The 13,625-nt window shown below is 62.6% G+C and carries 10 protein-coding genes; 6 read left to right on the forward strand and 4 right to left on the reverse strand.

From position 1 onward, the window contains the following. Positions 1-192: 192 nt before the first annotated feature. The 4 genes from xdhA (at position 193) to guaD (ending at position 6,330) form a co-directional block, all read left to right on the forward strand. Positions 193-1,647, forward strand: a complete 1,455-nt coding sequence (gene xdhA / locus BLO80_RS04245; RefSeq protein ID WP_092326970.1) for a xanthine dehydrogenase small subunit — start codon at positions 193-195, stop codon at positions 1,645-1,647. Further along, entirely contained in the window at positions 1,640-4,039 is a 2,400-nt protein-coding gene (gene xdhB, locus BLO80_RS04250) for a xanthine dehydrogenase molybdopterin binding subunit (protein ID WP_092326971.1), read from the forward strand. Before xdhA ends, xdhB begins: the two co-directional genes overlap by 8 nt. Before the next feature lie 124 nt (positions 4,040-4,163). Further along, positions 4,164-5,006: a xanthine dehydrogenase accessory protein XdhC gene (gene xdhC / locus BLO80_RS04255; protein ID WP_092326973.1), complete on the forward strand. Its 843-nt coding sequence runs from the start codon at positions 4,164-4,166 to the stop codon at positions 5,004-5,006. A 19-nt stretch (positions 5,007-5,025) separates the two neighbouring features. Further along, on the forward strand, positions 5,026-6,330 hold the full coding sequence (gene guaD, locus BLO80_RS04260; protein ID WP_092326974.1) for a guanine deaminase: 1,305 nt from the start codon (positions 5,026-5,028) through the stop codon (positions 6,328-6,330). A gap of 122 nt (positions 6,331-6,452) precedes the next feature. Here the strand turns inward: guaD and BLO80_RS04265 are convergent, their stop codons facing one another. Next, positions 6,453-7,217 (reverse strand): GntR family transcriptional regulator, encoded by a 765-nt coding sequence (locus BLO80_RS04265; RefSeq protein ID WP_003183531.1) that lies wholly within the window; start codon positions 7,215-7,217, stop codon positions 6,453-6,455. Between the two features lie 331 nt (positions 7,218-7,548). On the opposite strand from BLO80_RS04265, the gene BLO80_RS04270 reads away from it, so the two are divergent. After that, positions 7,549-8,739, forward strand: coding sequence for a benzoate/H(+) symporter BenE family transporter (locus tag BLO80_RS04270; protein WP_092326976.1), 1,191 nt, complete (start codon positions 7,549-7,551; stop codon positions 8,737-8,739). A gap of 169 nt (positions 8,740-8,908) precedes the next feature. On the opposite strand, the gene BLO80_RS04275 is transcribed toward BLO80_RS04270, so the two are convergent. Together BLO80_RS04275 and BLO80_RS28840 are read right to left on the reverse strand one after the other, a co-directional pair. After that, on the reverse strand, positions 8,909-9,253 hold the full coding sequence (locus BLO80_RS04275; protein ID WP_092326977.1) for a YggL family protein: 345 nt from the start codon (positions 9,251-9,253) through the stop codon (positions 8,909-8,911). Further along, positions 9,243-9,437, reverse strand: a complete 195-nt coding sequence (locus BLO80_RS28840; RefSeq protein WP_139196908.1) for a hypothetical protein — start codon at positions 9,435-9,437, stop codon at positions 9,243-9,245. The genes BLO80_RS04275 and BLO80_RS28840 overlap by 11 nt, the downstream gene beginning before the upstream one ends. A 49-nt stretch (positions 9,438-9,486) precedes the next feature. On the opposite strand from BLO80_RS28840, the gene dacB reads away from it, so the two are divergent. Then, entirely contained in the window at positions 9,487-10,953 is a 1,467-nt protein-coding gene (gene dacB, locus BLO80_RS04280; RefSeq protein WP_092326979.1) for a D-alanyl-D-alanine carboxypeptidase/D-alanyl-D-alanine endopeptidase, read from the forward strand. Between the two features lie 166 nt (positions 10,954-11,119). Here dacB and BLO80_RS04285 read toward each other — a convergent pair whose 3' ends face one another. After that, a complete protein-coding gene (locus BLO80_RS04285; RefSeq protein ID WP_092326980.1) occupies positions 11,120-13,504 on the reverse strand; it encodes a sensor domain-containing diguanylate cyclase in 2,385 nt (794 codons plus the stop codon). Positions 13,505-13,625: the final 121 nt, after the last annotated feature.

Below are 13,625 nucleotides of genomic sequence, written 5' to 3' on the forward strand. Positions count from 1 at the left end.
CCCGCTCCCACAGGGATTTGCGCTTAACTGATGGGTATAGGGCATCCCCTCGAGGATCAATACCCGAAACCGTTGTTTATCGACCAAATGAATTTTCCTGACCTTTAAGTCAGAAAATCATTGACCGAAAAGTCAGACCTGATAAATTCAGGCCCATGTCGATACAACAATAATGAGTCTGCGAGGCCTTCCGTGATCCAGTTTTTACTCAACCAGGAACTCCGTAGCGAGCACGCCCTGGACCCGAACCTGACCGTGCTCAACTACTTGCGCGAACATGTTGGTAAACCGGGCACCAAAGAAGGCTGCGCCAGCGGCGACTGTGGTGCGTGCACTGTGGTGGTGGGCGAATTGGAAACGGACGCGAATGGCCGCGAACGCATTCGCTACCGCAGCCTCAATTCGTGCCTGACCTTCGTCTCGTCCCTGCACGGCAAGCAGTTGATCAGCGTCGAAGACCTCAAGCACCAGGGCCAGCTGCACAGCGTCCAGCAGGCGATGGTCGATTGCCACGGTTCGCAGTGCGGTTTCTGCACGCCAGGCTTCGTCATGTCACTGTTCGCCCTGCAAAAAAACAGCGAGCAGCCCGACGCCCACAAAGCCCACGAAGCCCTGGCCGGCAACCTCTGCCGTTGCACCGGCTACCGGCCGATCCTGGCCGCCGCCGAGCAAGCCTGTTGCGGCCAGCAACCGGATCAGTTCGACGCCCGCGAGGCCGAGACCATCGCCCGCCTCAAAGCCATCGCACCGACCGGGACCGGCGAGCTCAACAGCGGCGACAAACGTTGCCTGGTGCCGCTGACCGTGGCCGACCTGGCCGATCTCTACGACGCCTATCCCCAGGCGCGCCTGCTGGCCGGCGGCACGGACCTGGCCCTGGAAGTCACGCAATTTCACCGCACCCTGCCGGTGATGATCTACGTGGGCAACGTCGCCGGACTCAAGCGCATCGAGCGTTTCGACGATCGCCTGGAGATCGGCGCCGCCACCGCCCTCTCCGATTGCTACGAAGCCCTGAAAGCTGAATACCCGGACTTTGGCGAACTGCTGCAACGCTTCGCCTCGCTGCAGATCCGCAACCAGGGCACCCTCGGCGGCAACATCGGCAACGCCTCGCCGATTGGCGACTCGCCGCCCCTGCTGATCGCCCTCGGCGCGCAAATCGTGCTGTGCAAGGGCCAGACCCGGCGCACCCTGGCCCTGGAAGACTATTTCATCGACTACCGGGTCACTGCGCGCCAGGAAAGCGAATTCATCGAGAAGATCATCGTGCCCCGGGCCAGCGCCGAACAAGCGTTCCGCGCCTACAAGGTGTCCAAACGCCTGGACGATGATATTTCCGCGGTGTGCGCGGCGTTCAACCTGCGCATCGACAACGGCGTGGTCCGCGACGCCCGCGTCGCCTTCGGCGGCATGGCCGCCACACCCAAGCGCGCCAAGCATTGTGAAGCGGCATTGATCGGTGCGCCGTGGACCGACAGCACCGTCGAACGCGCCTGCGCGGCCCTGGCCGAGGACTTCACGCCGCTGTCGGACTTCCGCGCCAGCAAGGAATACCGCCTGCTCAGCGCTCGCAACCTGTTGCGCAAATACTTCATCGAACTGCAAACGCCGCACATCGAGACTCGGGTGACCGCTTATGTCTAACCATCACGCCGTAGAAAAGACCCAGGCCGAACTGGCCGAGCTGTTCGCCCGTGACCTGACCACTGGCGTGGGCCGCAGCGTCAAGCATGACAGTGCCGCCAAGCATGTGTCCGGCGAAGCGCAGTACATCGATGACCGCCTGGAATTCCCGAACCAGTTGCACGTCTACGCCCGACTGTCGGACCGCGCCCACGCCCGGATCATCCGCATCGATACCGCGCCTTGCTACGCCTTCGAAGGCGTACGCATCGCCATTACCCATGCCGACATTCCAGGGCTGAAGGACATCGGCCCGCTGCTGCCCGGCGACCCGCTGCTGGCCATCGACGACGTGCAGTTCGTCGGCCAACCGGTGCTGGCCGTCGCCGCCAGAGACCTGGAAACCGCCCGCAAGGCGGCGATGGCGGCCATCGTCGAATACGAAGACCTGGAACCGGTACTGGATGTGGTCGAAGCCCTGCGCAAACGGCATTTCGTGCTCGACAGCCACACCCACCAACGTGGCGATTCGGCCACGGCGCTGGCGAGCGCCGAACATCGCATCCAGGGCTCGCTGCACATCGGCGGCCAAGAGCATTTTTACCTGGAAACCCAGATCTCCTCGGTGATGCCCACCGAGGACGGCGGCATGATCGTCTACTGCTCGACCCAGAACCCCACCGAAGTGCAGAAACTGGTGGCCGAAGTGCTGGGCGTGTCGATGAACAAGGTCGTGGTGGACATGCGTCGCATGGGCGGCGGATTCGGCGGCAAGGAAACCCAGGCCGCCAGCCCGGCGTGCCTGTGCGCGGTCATCGCCCACCTTACGGGCCAGCCAACCAAGATGCGCCTGCCTCGGGTCGAAGACATGCTGATGACCGGCAAGCGCCACCCCTTCTATATCGAATACGACGTGGGCTTCGACAGCCGCGGGCGTCTGCACGGCATTGCGTTGGAACTGGCGGGTAATTGCGGTTGCTCACCGGACCTGTCGGCATCGATTGTCGACCGGGCGATGTTCCATGCCGACAATGCCTATTACCTGGGCGATGCGACCATCAACGGCCACCGCTGCAAGACCAACACCGCCTCGAACACCGCCTACCGTGGTTTCGGCGGGCCCCAAGGCATGGTCGCCATCGAAGAGGTGATGGATGCCATCGCCCGGCACCTGGGTCTGGACCCACTGGCCGTGCGCAAGGCCAACTATTACGGCAAGACCGAACGCAACGTCACCCACTACTACCAGACCGTCGAGCACAACATGCTCGAGGAAATGACCGCCGAGCTTGAAGAAAGCAGCCAGTACGCCGAGCGCCGTGAAGCGATCCGCCGCTACAACGCCAACAGCCCGATCCTGAAAAAAGGCCTGGCGCTGACCCCGGTGAAATTCGGCATTTCGTTCACCGCCAGCTTCCTCAACCAGGCCGGCGCCTTGATCCACGTCTATACCGACGGCAGCATCCACCTCAACCATGGCGGCACCGAAATGGGCCAGGGCCTGAATACCAAGGTCGCCCAGGTGGTGGCCGAGGTGTTCCAGGTGGAAATGGACCGCGTGCAAATCACCGCGACCAACACCGACAAAGTGCCGAACACCTCGCCCACCGCGGCCTCCAGCGGCGCCGACCTGAACGGCAAGGCGGCGCAGAACGCCGCCGAAACCATCAAGCGGCGCCTGGTGGAGTTCGCCGCGCGGCAGTACAAGGTCAGCGAAGAGGACGTGGCATTCCACAACGGCCATGTGCGGGTGCGCGATCACATCCTGAGCTTCGAGGCGCTGGTGCAGCAGGCGTATTTCGCCCAGGTCTCGCTGTCGAGCACCGGCTTCTACAAGACCCCGAAAATCTACTACGACCGCAGCCAGGCCCGTGGCCGCCCCTTCTACTATTACGCCTATGGCGCAGCCTGTGCCGAGGTGATCATCGACACCCTCACCGGCGAGTACAAGATGTTGCGCACCGACATCCTCCACGACGTCGGCGCCTCGCTGAACCCGGCCATCGACATCGGCCAGGTCGAGGGTGGTTTCATCCAGGGCATGGGCTGGCTGACCATGGAAGAGCTGGTGTGGAACGACAAGGGCAAGCTGATGACCAATGGCCCGGCCAGCTACAAGATCCCCGCCGTGGCCGACATGCCGCTGGACCTGCGGGTCAAGCTGGTGGAAAACCGCAAGAACCCTGAAGACACGGTGTTTCACTCCAAGGCCGTGGGCGAACCGCCGTTCATGCTCGGCATCGCCGCGTGGTGCGCCATCAAGGACGCCGTGGCGAGCCTGGGGGATTACCGGCATCAACCGAACATCGACGCCCCGGCCACGCCGGAGCGGGTGTTGTGGGGGTGTGAGCAGATGCGAGGGTTGAAGGCGGTCAAGGCTGAGGAAGCTGAAGTCGAAGTGGCTTCGCTCTAGACCGCGGCGCGGCCGATCGCGAGCAAGCTCGCTCCCACATCGGGTCGGTGTTCGCACATCCCCTGTGGGAGCCGAGCTTGCTCGCGATGAGGCCCGAACAGACAACAAAGATGTCGAGGTGAATATGTACAACTGGATCAGCGCCCTCGCCGACCTGCAAACCCGCGGCGAACCCTGTGTGCTGGTGACGATCATCGAAGAACTCGGCTCCACCCCGCGCAACGCCGGTTCGAAGATGGTCATCAGCGCCAGCCAGACGTTCGACACCATCGGTGGCGGGCACCTGGAATACAAGGCCATGGAAATCGCCCGGAACATGCTCGCCAGCGGCCAGCAGAATACCCATCTGGAGCGCTTCAGCCTCGGTGCGGGCCTGGGTCAGTGCTGCGGCGGCGTCACCGTGTTGCTGTTCGAACCCATGGGCCAGGTCCAGGCGCAGATCGCCGTATTCGGCGCCGGCCATGTCGGCCGCGCCCTGGTGCCACTGCTGGCGAGCCTGCCCTGCAAGGTGCGCTGGATCGATTCGCGGGAGGCGGAATTCCCCGAACACTTGCCCCACGGCGTGCACAAGATCGTCAGCGAAGAGCCACTGGATGAAGTCGACGCATTGCCCGCCGGCAGCTACTGCATCGTCATGACCCACAACCATCAACTCGACCTGGAACTGAGCGCCGCGATCCTCAAGCGCAACGATTTCGCCTACTTCGGCCTGATCGGCTCTAAGACCAAACGGGTCAAGTTCGAACATCGCCTGCGCGATCGTGGTTTCGACAGCGCCACCTTGCAACGCATGCGTTGCCCGATGGGCATCGACGAAGTCAAAGGCAAGTTGCCTGTAGAAATCGCCATCTCCATCGCCGGCGAAATCATCGCCACCTATAACGCCGATTTCGGCCAGCACACCGTGCGCGCCGAACCGATTGCCAAGCTGCTGCCGGCCTCGCGCCGCAGCCAGGCGAACCGTTGAACACTCGTTGAGAATCCCCATGCCCCTGACACGCAAAGCTTACCGCGCCGCCCTGCTCCACAGCCTCGCCGACCCGGCCGAAGTGGGTATCGAGGCGTCCTACGAATATTTCGAAGACGGTTTGCTGGTGGTGGAGAACGGCCAGATCAGTGCCGTCGGCCACGCCCATGACCTGCTACCGACCCTGGCGGCGGATATCGAAATCGCCCATTACCCGGACGCGCTGATCACGCCAGGTTTGATCGACACCCACATCCATCTGCCGCAAACCGGCATGGTCGGCGCCTATGGCGAGCAACTGTTGGACTGGCTCAACACCTACACCTTCCCCTGCGAAAGCCAGTTCGCCGACAAGGCCCACGCCGACGCGGTGGCGGATATTTTCGTCAAGGAATTGCTGCGCAACGGCACCACCACCGCGCTGGTGTTCGGCAGCGTGCATCCGCAGTCGGTGAATGCGTTTTTCGAAGTGGCCCAGAAGCTCGACCTGCGGATGATCGCCGGCAAGGTGATGATGGACCGCAACGCCCCGGACTACCTGACCGACACCGCCGAATCCAGTTATACCGAGAGCAAGGCGCTGATCGAACGCTGGCACGGCAAGGGCCGGCTGCACTACGCCGTGACCCCACGCTTCGCCCCCACCAGCACCCCGGAACAACTGGCCCTGGCCGGGCAGTTGCTGGGGGAATACCCCGACTTGTACATGCAGACCCACATCAGCGAGAACCTGCAGGAAGTGCAGTGGGTCAAGGAACTGTTCCCGGAGCGCAAGGGTTACCTGGACGTCTACGATCACTACCAATTGCTCGGCGAGCGCTCGGTGTTCGCCCACGGCGTGCACCTGTGCGACGACGAATGCGCGCGCCTGGCCGAGACCGGTTCGGCCATCGCCTTCTGCCCGACCTCGAACTTTTTCCTCGGCAGCGGCCTGTTCAACCTGCCGATGGCCGAGAAGCACAAGGTGAACGTAGGGTTGGGCACGGACGTCGGTGGCGGCACCAGTTTTTCGCTGCTGCACACCCTGAACGAAGCCTACAAGGTGATGCAATTGCAGGGCGCGCGGCTGAGTCCGTTCAAGTCGCTGTACCTGGCCACCCTCGGCGGCGCCCGGGCCCTGCGCCTGGAGGACAAGATCGGCACATTGCAGCCGGGGACGGACGCGGATTTCCTGGTTTTGGACTACAACGCCACGCCGCTGCTGAGCTATCGCCTCAAGCAGGCCAAGGACATTGCCGAGCGGTTGTTCGTGTTGATGACGCTGGGGGATGACCGGACGGTGGCGCAGACTTATGCGGCCGGTAAATTGGTGCATCAGCGCTAAAGTTTCAGCGCCTGTTGGATCGCTATCGCGAGCAAGCTCGCTCCCACAAGGGTTATGTGAACAACACAAATCCACTGTGGGAGCGAGCTTGCTCGCGATTGACGATATGGCTGATTCAACCCTCAGAGCTTGGCCGTCGACCGCCCCGGCTTCTTGCTCTGCAACAAATGCGAGAACACCGCGTGCAAGTCATCCGACGCACTTTCTTCGTCGAGGTTGAGTTTGCTGTCGATGTGGTCCATGTGATGCATCATCAGGTCCACCGCCAAAGTCGCATCACGCGCCTCGATGGCGTCGATCAGCTGGGTGTGTTCGTCGTAGGAACAGTGGGAGCGGTTGCCGCTTTCGTACTGGGCGATGATCAGCGACGTCTGGGACACGAGGCTGCGCTGGAAACTGATCAGCGGGGCGTTCTTCGCCGCTTCGGCCAGCTTGAGGTGGAACTCGCCCGACAAGCGGATGCCGGCGCCGCGGTCGCCACGGGAAAAACTGTCGCGCTCATCGCTGACCATCTGCCGCAGCTCAGCCAGTTGTTCGGCCGTGGCATGCTGCACCGCCAGTTCGGTGATCGCCCGCTCCACCAGCCGCCGGGCCATGAACACCTGGCGGGCCTCTTCGACACTGGGGCTCGCCACCACGGCACCGCGATTGGGCCGCAGCAACACCACGCCTTCGTGGGCCAGGCGTGACAACGCCCGGCGGATGATCGTGCGGCTGACCCCGAAAATTTCCCCCAGCGCCTCTTCGCTCAACTTGGTACCGGGCGCCAGGCGTTGTTCGAGGATGGCCTCGAAGATATGCGCATAGACAATATCGTCCTGGGTTCCGCTGCGGCCGGCTTTACCAGCTCGCGGTTGTTTCTTGAGGGGCTGCAACTGTTCGTTCATGGGCACTCGAGTCGGGAAAACTGCGGCGAATTGACCGTGACTGTAATACGGCACAGCGGGTCGCTGGCAAGTATCGCGTAAAAAACAGCTCGATTGTACACAACCTCTGATGGCAACACGACTGTACGGCTGTTTGCGGGTATGGCTGTATTGCAATCGGCAGTTGGGTTGAGTTTAGGCTTAAAACCGAAACCCTGTGGCGAGGGAGCTTGCTCCCGCTCGGTTCGTAGCAGCCGCAATTGGGCCTGCTTCGCAGTCCAGCGGGAGCAAGCTCCCTCGCCACAGAGCTGCTCCAGATTCTGCCAATTTATAACAAGGAACATCACCCACCATGACCGAAGTCACGACCACGCCACTTCGCCCATTAGCCGATACCTCGCCTTCGGCCATCGTCGCCGGGTTCATCGCGATGATGACCGGCTACACCAGTTCCCTGGTGCTGATGTTCCAGGCCGGGCAGGCGGCCGGCCTGACCAGCGGGCAGATTTCCTCGTGGATCTGGGCGATTTCCATTGGCATGGCCGTGTGCTCCATCGGGCTGTCGCTGCGTTATCGCACGCCGATCACCATCGCCTGGTCGACACCCGGCGCGGCGCTGCTGATCACCAGCCTGGGCGGCGTGAGTTATGGCGAGGCCATCGGTGCCTATATGACCTGCGCGGTCCTGGTGACGATCTGCGGCCTGACCGGCAGTTTCGAGCGCCTGGTCAAGCGCATTCCGGCCTCGCTGGCGGCGGCGTTGCTGGCGGGCATCCTGTTCAAGATCGGCAGCGAGATCTTCGTCGCCACCCAGCATCGCACCGGCCTGGTGCTGGGGATGTTTTTCACTTACCTGATCGTCAAGCGCCTGTCCCCTCGCTACGCGGTGTTGGCGGCGCTGCTGATCGGCACGGTACTGTCCGGGCTGCTGGGGCTGCTGGACTTCAGCGGCTTCGCCCTGGAAGTCGCGACGCCGGTGTGGACCACACCGCACTTTTCCCTGGCGGCCACCATCAGCATCGGCATTCCGTTGTTCGTGGTGGCGATGACTTCGCAGAACATGCCCGGCATCGCCGTACTGCGGGCCGACGGCTACAACGTACCGGCCTCGCCACTGATCACCAGCACCGGCATTGCCTCGCTGCTGCTGGCGCCGTTCGGCTCCCACGGCATCAACCTGGCCGCCATCAGCGCGGCCATCTGCACCGGCCCCCACGCTCACGAAGATCGCAACAAGCGCTACACCGCGGCGCTCTGGTGCGGGATTTTCTACGGGATTGCCGGGGTGTTCGGCGCGACGCTGGCCGCGTTGTTCGCGGCACTGCCCAAGGAACTGGTGCTGTCCATCGCGGCCTTGGCACTGTTCGGCTCGATCATCAATGGCTTGAGCATCGCCATGAGCGAAGTGAAGGAACGAGAAGCGGCGCTGATCACCTTCATGGTCACGGCGTCGGGGATGACGCTGTTCTCCATCGGTTCGGCGTTCTGGGGGATTGTGGCGGGGGTGTTGACCCTGGTGATTCTGAACTGGCGCAGCGCTTAGAAGCATCGCGAGCAAGCTCGCTCCCACAGGGGATTTGGGGTGTTCATGCGCCCCTTGTGGGAGCGAGCTTGCTCGCGATAGCGGCCTGAAGGTCACTCAATACCCAACAGACAGGCACAAAAAAACCGGCCCCCAGACGGGCAGCCGGTTTCGGAACATCATCGAACCATCAAGCGACCGGATTGATCGGCTTTTCCGGGTACCAGACGTCCATCAGCGGGCTGACTTCCACGCTGGTCAGCTCAGGACGGGCCTTGAGCCAGGCTTCAACGGCAGCGCGCTGCGCTTCGGTGACCGAGCCACGCTTCTGCAGGCAAACCAGACCGTAGTCGTCGCCGCCGACGTAGCCCAGGCCGTTGGCTTCCATGGCTTCTTTCAGGAACGCGTCGAGGAAAGCGTCAATAGCCTTATCGGCCAGATCTTCTTTGAAATCCAGGTTCAGTTCGAAACCCAGCTCTTGAAATTCATCCACGCACAGTTTTTTGCGCAGACGCTGGGAACGGTTAGTCGCCATTGGAACAATCCTCATAAGTAATAACGGCCGGCACTTTACCAGTTTGATGCGTCGATTGCCCGATTGATCGGGCGTATCGACCTACCGTCGGTAAAAAATAGCAGCCGAAGGGCTCGGGCACGGCCCAAGCCGTCGCGGCTTGGGGCATAATGCCGACACTTTCATGACCGTTGAGGACGTTCATTTTCATGTCCTCGTTTTTTCCCCCCCTCGCCCGCAGGGTTCTATTTCAAATGATCAAATCTTTGCGTCCACTGCTTCTGGCCAGCCTTCTTCTTCCCCTGGCCCTCCCTGTCACCGCCCACGCCGCCACGATCAACACTGCCCTGTCGCCCAATGTGCAAAAGGCCCTCAAGGCCAGCAAACTGCAGGATGACGCCCTGTCCCTGGTGATGGTGCCGCTCAATGGCCCCGGCACGCCGACCCTGTACAACGCCGACGTTTCGGTCAACCCCGCGTCCACCATGAAACTGGTGACCACCTACGCGGCCCTGGAAATGCTCGGCCCCAATCATCAGTGGAAAACCGAGTTCTACACCGACGGCACCCTCAGCGGCGGGATTCTCAACGGCAACCTGTACCTCAAGGGCGGCGGCGATCCCAAGCTGAACATGGAAAAACTCTGGCTGCTGATGCGCGACCTGCGGGCCAACGGCGTGCAGCAGATCACTGGCGACCTGGTCCTGGACCGCAGTTTCTTCATCCAGCCGCAACTGCCCGAGTTCAACGACGACGGCAACGACGAAAACAAGCCGTTCCTGGTCAAGCCCGACTCGCTGCTGGTCAACCTCAAGGCCCTGCGCTTCGTCGCCCGCAATGACGGCGGCCGGGTGCTGGTGTCGGTGGAACCGCCGATTGCCAGCATTCGCATCGAAAACCAGGTCAAGGCGGTCAATTCCAAGCAATGCGCCGGCGGCGTGCGCTACAACCCGGTGCCACAGGCGGACGGCAGCGTGACGGTGACTGTCGGCGGCCAGCTCGGTGACGGTTGCAGCTCCCAGACCTACCTGTCGCTGCTGGACCATGCCACCTACACCGCGGGCGCGGTGCGGGCGATCTGGAAGGAACTGGGCGGCAGCATCCAGGGCAAGGACCGCCTGGCCGCGACCCCGAGCAACGCCAAGTTGCTGGCCCGGGCGTTCTCCCCGGACCTGGCGGAGATCATCCGCGACATCAACAAATACAGTAACAACACCATGGCCCAGCAACTGTTCCTGAGCCTCGGCGCGCAGTTCCGTAACGAAGCCGATGGTGATGACGCCAAGGCGGCGCAACGGGTGGTGCGCCAGTGGCTGGCCAAGAAAGGCATCACCGCGCCACACCTGGTGATGGAGAACGGCTCCGGCCTGTCCCGCGCCGAACGGGTCAGCGCCCGGGAAATGGCGGCGATGCTGCAAGCCGCCTGGCGCAGCCCGTATTCGGCGGAGTTCATCAGTTCGATGCCGATTGCCGGCACCGATGGCACCATGCGCAAACGCCTGAAGACCACTGCCATGGCGGGCGAGGCCCACGTCAAGACCGGAACCCTGAATACCGTCCGCGCCATCGCCGGCTTCAGCCGCGACATCAATGGCAACACGTGGGCGGTGGTAGCGATCCTCAACGATCCGAAGCCATGGGGCGCTTCGTCGGTGCTGGACCAGGTGCTGCTGGACCTGTACCGCCAGCCGAAACTGCCGCAGACGGCTTCGGTGCTCTGACCCAGCGCACAACCCAATGTGGGAGCGAGCTTGCTCGCGATTCGGTCGGCCAGTTGATCGGGATGTGACTGGTCTGGCGCTATCGCGAGCAAGCTCGCTCCCACGGGGAATTGTGTCGTACAGAAATCTTGTGCCCACTTTGGCCCCATGGACCCAGCCAAAATAGCTAACCCAGCTGCGTCTCGACCCGATCCCGCCCGGCCTGCTTGGCCGCGTACACACCCGAGTCGGCCCTGAGCAGCAACGCATCGGCGCCCTCCCCGGCGCGCCAGGTGGCGATGCCGAAACTGGCGGTGACCACCCCCACATCCTCGATGGGCGCAGCCCGCAAGCCTTCCCACAGTTCCAGGGCCAAGGTATAGGCGCTATCGCTGTCAGTGTCCGGGCACAGCACCACGAACTCTTCCCCACCCAACCGGCAGAACACATCGGTGCGGCGCAACCGTTGGGCGATGCGCTGGCAGACCGCCTGCAATACCCGGTCGCCCACCGCATGGCCGTATTGGTCATTGATGCGCTTGAAGTGATCGATGTCGAGCATGATGACCGCCAACCCACCGGAACCGCGCTCGACCCGGGCCATCTCCGAGGTCAAGCGCTCCTGGAAATAGCGGCGATTGCGAATGCCGGTCAGGGCGTCGGTCACGGACAACGCCCGCAGTTCTTCTTCCACGCGCTTGAGGTCGGAAATATCCGAGATATAGCCGTGCCACAACACGCCCCCGCCAGGCAGCTCCTCGGGCGTGGCCTCGCCACGCACCCAACGCAGGCCGCGCGAAGGCAATTGCACCCGGTACTCCTCACGCCACGGGCTCAAGGTGTGGGCCGAAGCACCGATCGAAGCGCGGACGCGCGTACTGTCCAAAGGGTGAATACGCGAGAAAATCGCCTCGGCGTTCTGCACCAGTACATCGGGTTCCAACTCATAGATGTCGCGGATGCCGTCGCTGGCATAGATCACGCTGAAGCGACCATTGAAGTCCATCTTGAACTGGTAGATCCCTCCGGGCACATGAGCACTGAGCTTTTTCAACAACAGGTCACGGGCCGCCAGCGCTTCGTGGACGCGCTTGCGTTCGGTGACGTCGATGCAGATTGCCAGGTGCCCGACCCACAGCCCCTGCTCATCGAGCATGGGTGTGGCGAGCATGTTCACGGTCAGGTGGCTGCCATCGCGGCGTACCAGGGTCCATTCCCGCGCCTGTTGCCCACCCTGTTCACCGCCCTCGAGCAGCATCGCATGGCAGGTGGGAATCGGTTTGCCAAAACGCGCGCCGAGTTGGGCGGCCCGGGCCTGGAGTTCCCGCGGCACATGCAAGCTCTCCAGGGTCATGCTTTGCAGCACCTCGCAACTCGGGTAGCCGAGCATCTGTTCGGCGCCGACGTTGAAGGTGGTGATGACTCCGCGCAGGTCAGTGGCGATGATCGCGACCTGGGTCGCGGCATCCAGCACACCGCGCAATTGGCCATGAGTCCCCCGCAGCTCCTGCTCCCGGGCGCGCAGTTCACGGGTACGTTGCTCGACCAGTTTCAAGGCCCGCTGCCGCTGGCTGACCAGCACATAGAGCAAGGCGCTGAGCAGCAGGCTGAGCAAGCCGCCGAGTACCACCGTGCCGGTGACCGAAGAGTGATTGCTCGACAGGAACACCCGGCTGGGCCGCAACTCCACCCGGTAGTCGCGATCGGCCAGGCGTAACAGGCGGGTCGCCGACAAACCACTGTCACCCGGCGCGTCGAGGGAGTCGAACAGCACTTCCCCCCGATCGTCCGTGGACTGATCCAGAACACGCATCGAAAGATTGTCATGACCTGCGGTCGGCAAGCCATCGCCCACCAACTGACGCATATTGATACCCGCCACCACGTAACCGTACGGTTCCTTGGCCGACGCTCGGGTGACCGGCGCCACCAGCAACACGCCTCGGGCGAAGTCCGGTCCGCCCCCCATCAGGTCCAACGGCTGCGAGACCACCACCGTGCCAAGCAAACGCGCTCGCTCAAGCGCGGCCCGACGCAATGGATGGGAAAGCAGATCGAACCCCAGGGGCGACATCGAGAGCGGCTGGCACTGGAGGTACAGCACCGGCACGTACTCGTCCCGCTCGGCGGCACGCCGCAGGCCGCCGCTATCGTCGGCCTCGCGGATGGCAAAGGTGTCGTCTCCCTGGCCTCGCGTCTCTTGTTCGAAGGACTGTCGCAGGTCCCGAGAGACCCGGGGCGCCCAGGCGAAGGCCAGGGTACGCCGCAACAGCGGTTCGACGTAGCCGTGAAATTCCGCGTTGGAAACCTCTACCGAATTGGCAAAGAACCGCCGCAAACCATCGAGACGTTGTTCCTCGTCCTGAAAGCGTTCTTCGACGCGGCTGAAGCGTTCCTCGGCTTGCAACTCGAAGCGCTGACGCAGTTGCTGATTGAACAGGTTCGTCATCGCCCAGCTCAGCAAGCCGGTCAGGAAAGTGCCAGCCAGCAGCACCAGCAAAGCCACTAGCCATGCCGATACATCTTCGCTGATAAAGCCCAGGATCCTGGGGCGCACCTGATGCAATGCCATAAACACAACTCAGAATGGAGCCAGGCACAGGCACAGCCCTGGACACAGCCTAAGTTATAGCTATTAGCCATCACTTTGACCAGTCCTAAAATGCGGCTGGAAGCCTTGAATCACAAGGCTT

It is taken from the genome of Pseudomonas sp. NFACC56-3, assembly GCF_900100025.1.
GTDB classification, from domain to species: domain Bacteria; phylum Pseudomonadota; class Gammaproteobacteria; order Pseudomonadales; family Pseudomonadaceae; genus Aquipseudomonas; species Aquipseudomonas fluorescens_AA.

Bases quoted from the DNA above. Each gene is read 5' to 3' on its own strand.
- guaD (WP_092326974.1), top strand. From the start codon at position 5,026: ATGCCCCTGACACGCAAAGCTTACCGCGCCGCCCTGCTCCACAGCCTC.
- xdhB (WP_092326971.1), top strand. From the start codon at position 1,640: ATGTCTAACCATCACGCCGTAGAAAAGACCCAGGCCGAACTGGCCGAG.
- BLO80_RS04275 (WP_092326977.1), bottom strand. From the start codon at position 9,253: ATGGCGACTAACCGTTCCCAGCGTCTGCGCAAAAAACTGTGCGTGGAT.
- BLO80_RS04265 (WP_003183531.1), bottom strand. From the start codon at position 7,217: ATGAACGAACAGTTGCAGCCCCTCAAGAAACAACCGCGAGCTGGTAAA.
- BLO80_RS04285 (WP_092326980.1), bottom strand. From the start codon at position 13,504: ATGGCATTGCATCAGGTGCGCCCCAGGATCCTGGGCTTTATCAGCGAA.
- BLO80_RS04270 (WP_092326976.1), top strand. From the start codon at position 7,549: ATGACCGAAGTCACGACCACGCCACTTCGCCCATTAGCCGATACCTCG.
- BLO80_RS28840 (WP_139196908.1), bottom strand. From the start codon at position 9,437: ATGAACGTCCTCAACGGTCATGAAAGTGTCGGCATTATGCCCCAAGCC.
- xdhC (WP_092326973.1), top strand. From the start codon at position 4,164: ATGTACAACTGGATCAGCGCCCTCGCCGACCTGCAAACCCGCGGCGAA.
- dacB (WP_092326979.1), top strand. From the start codon at position 9,487: ATGATCAAATCTTTGCGTCCACTGCTTCTGGCCAGCCTTCTTCTTCCC.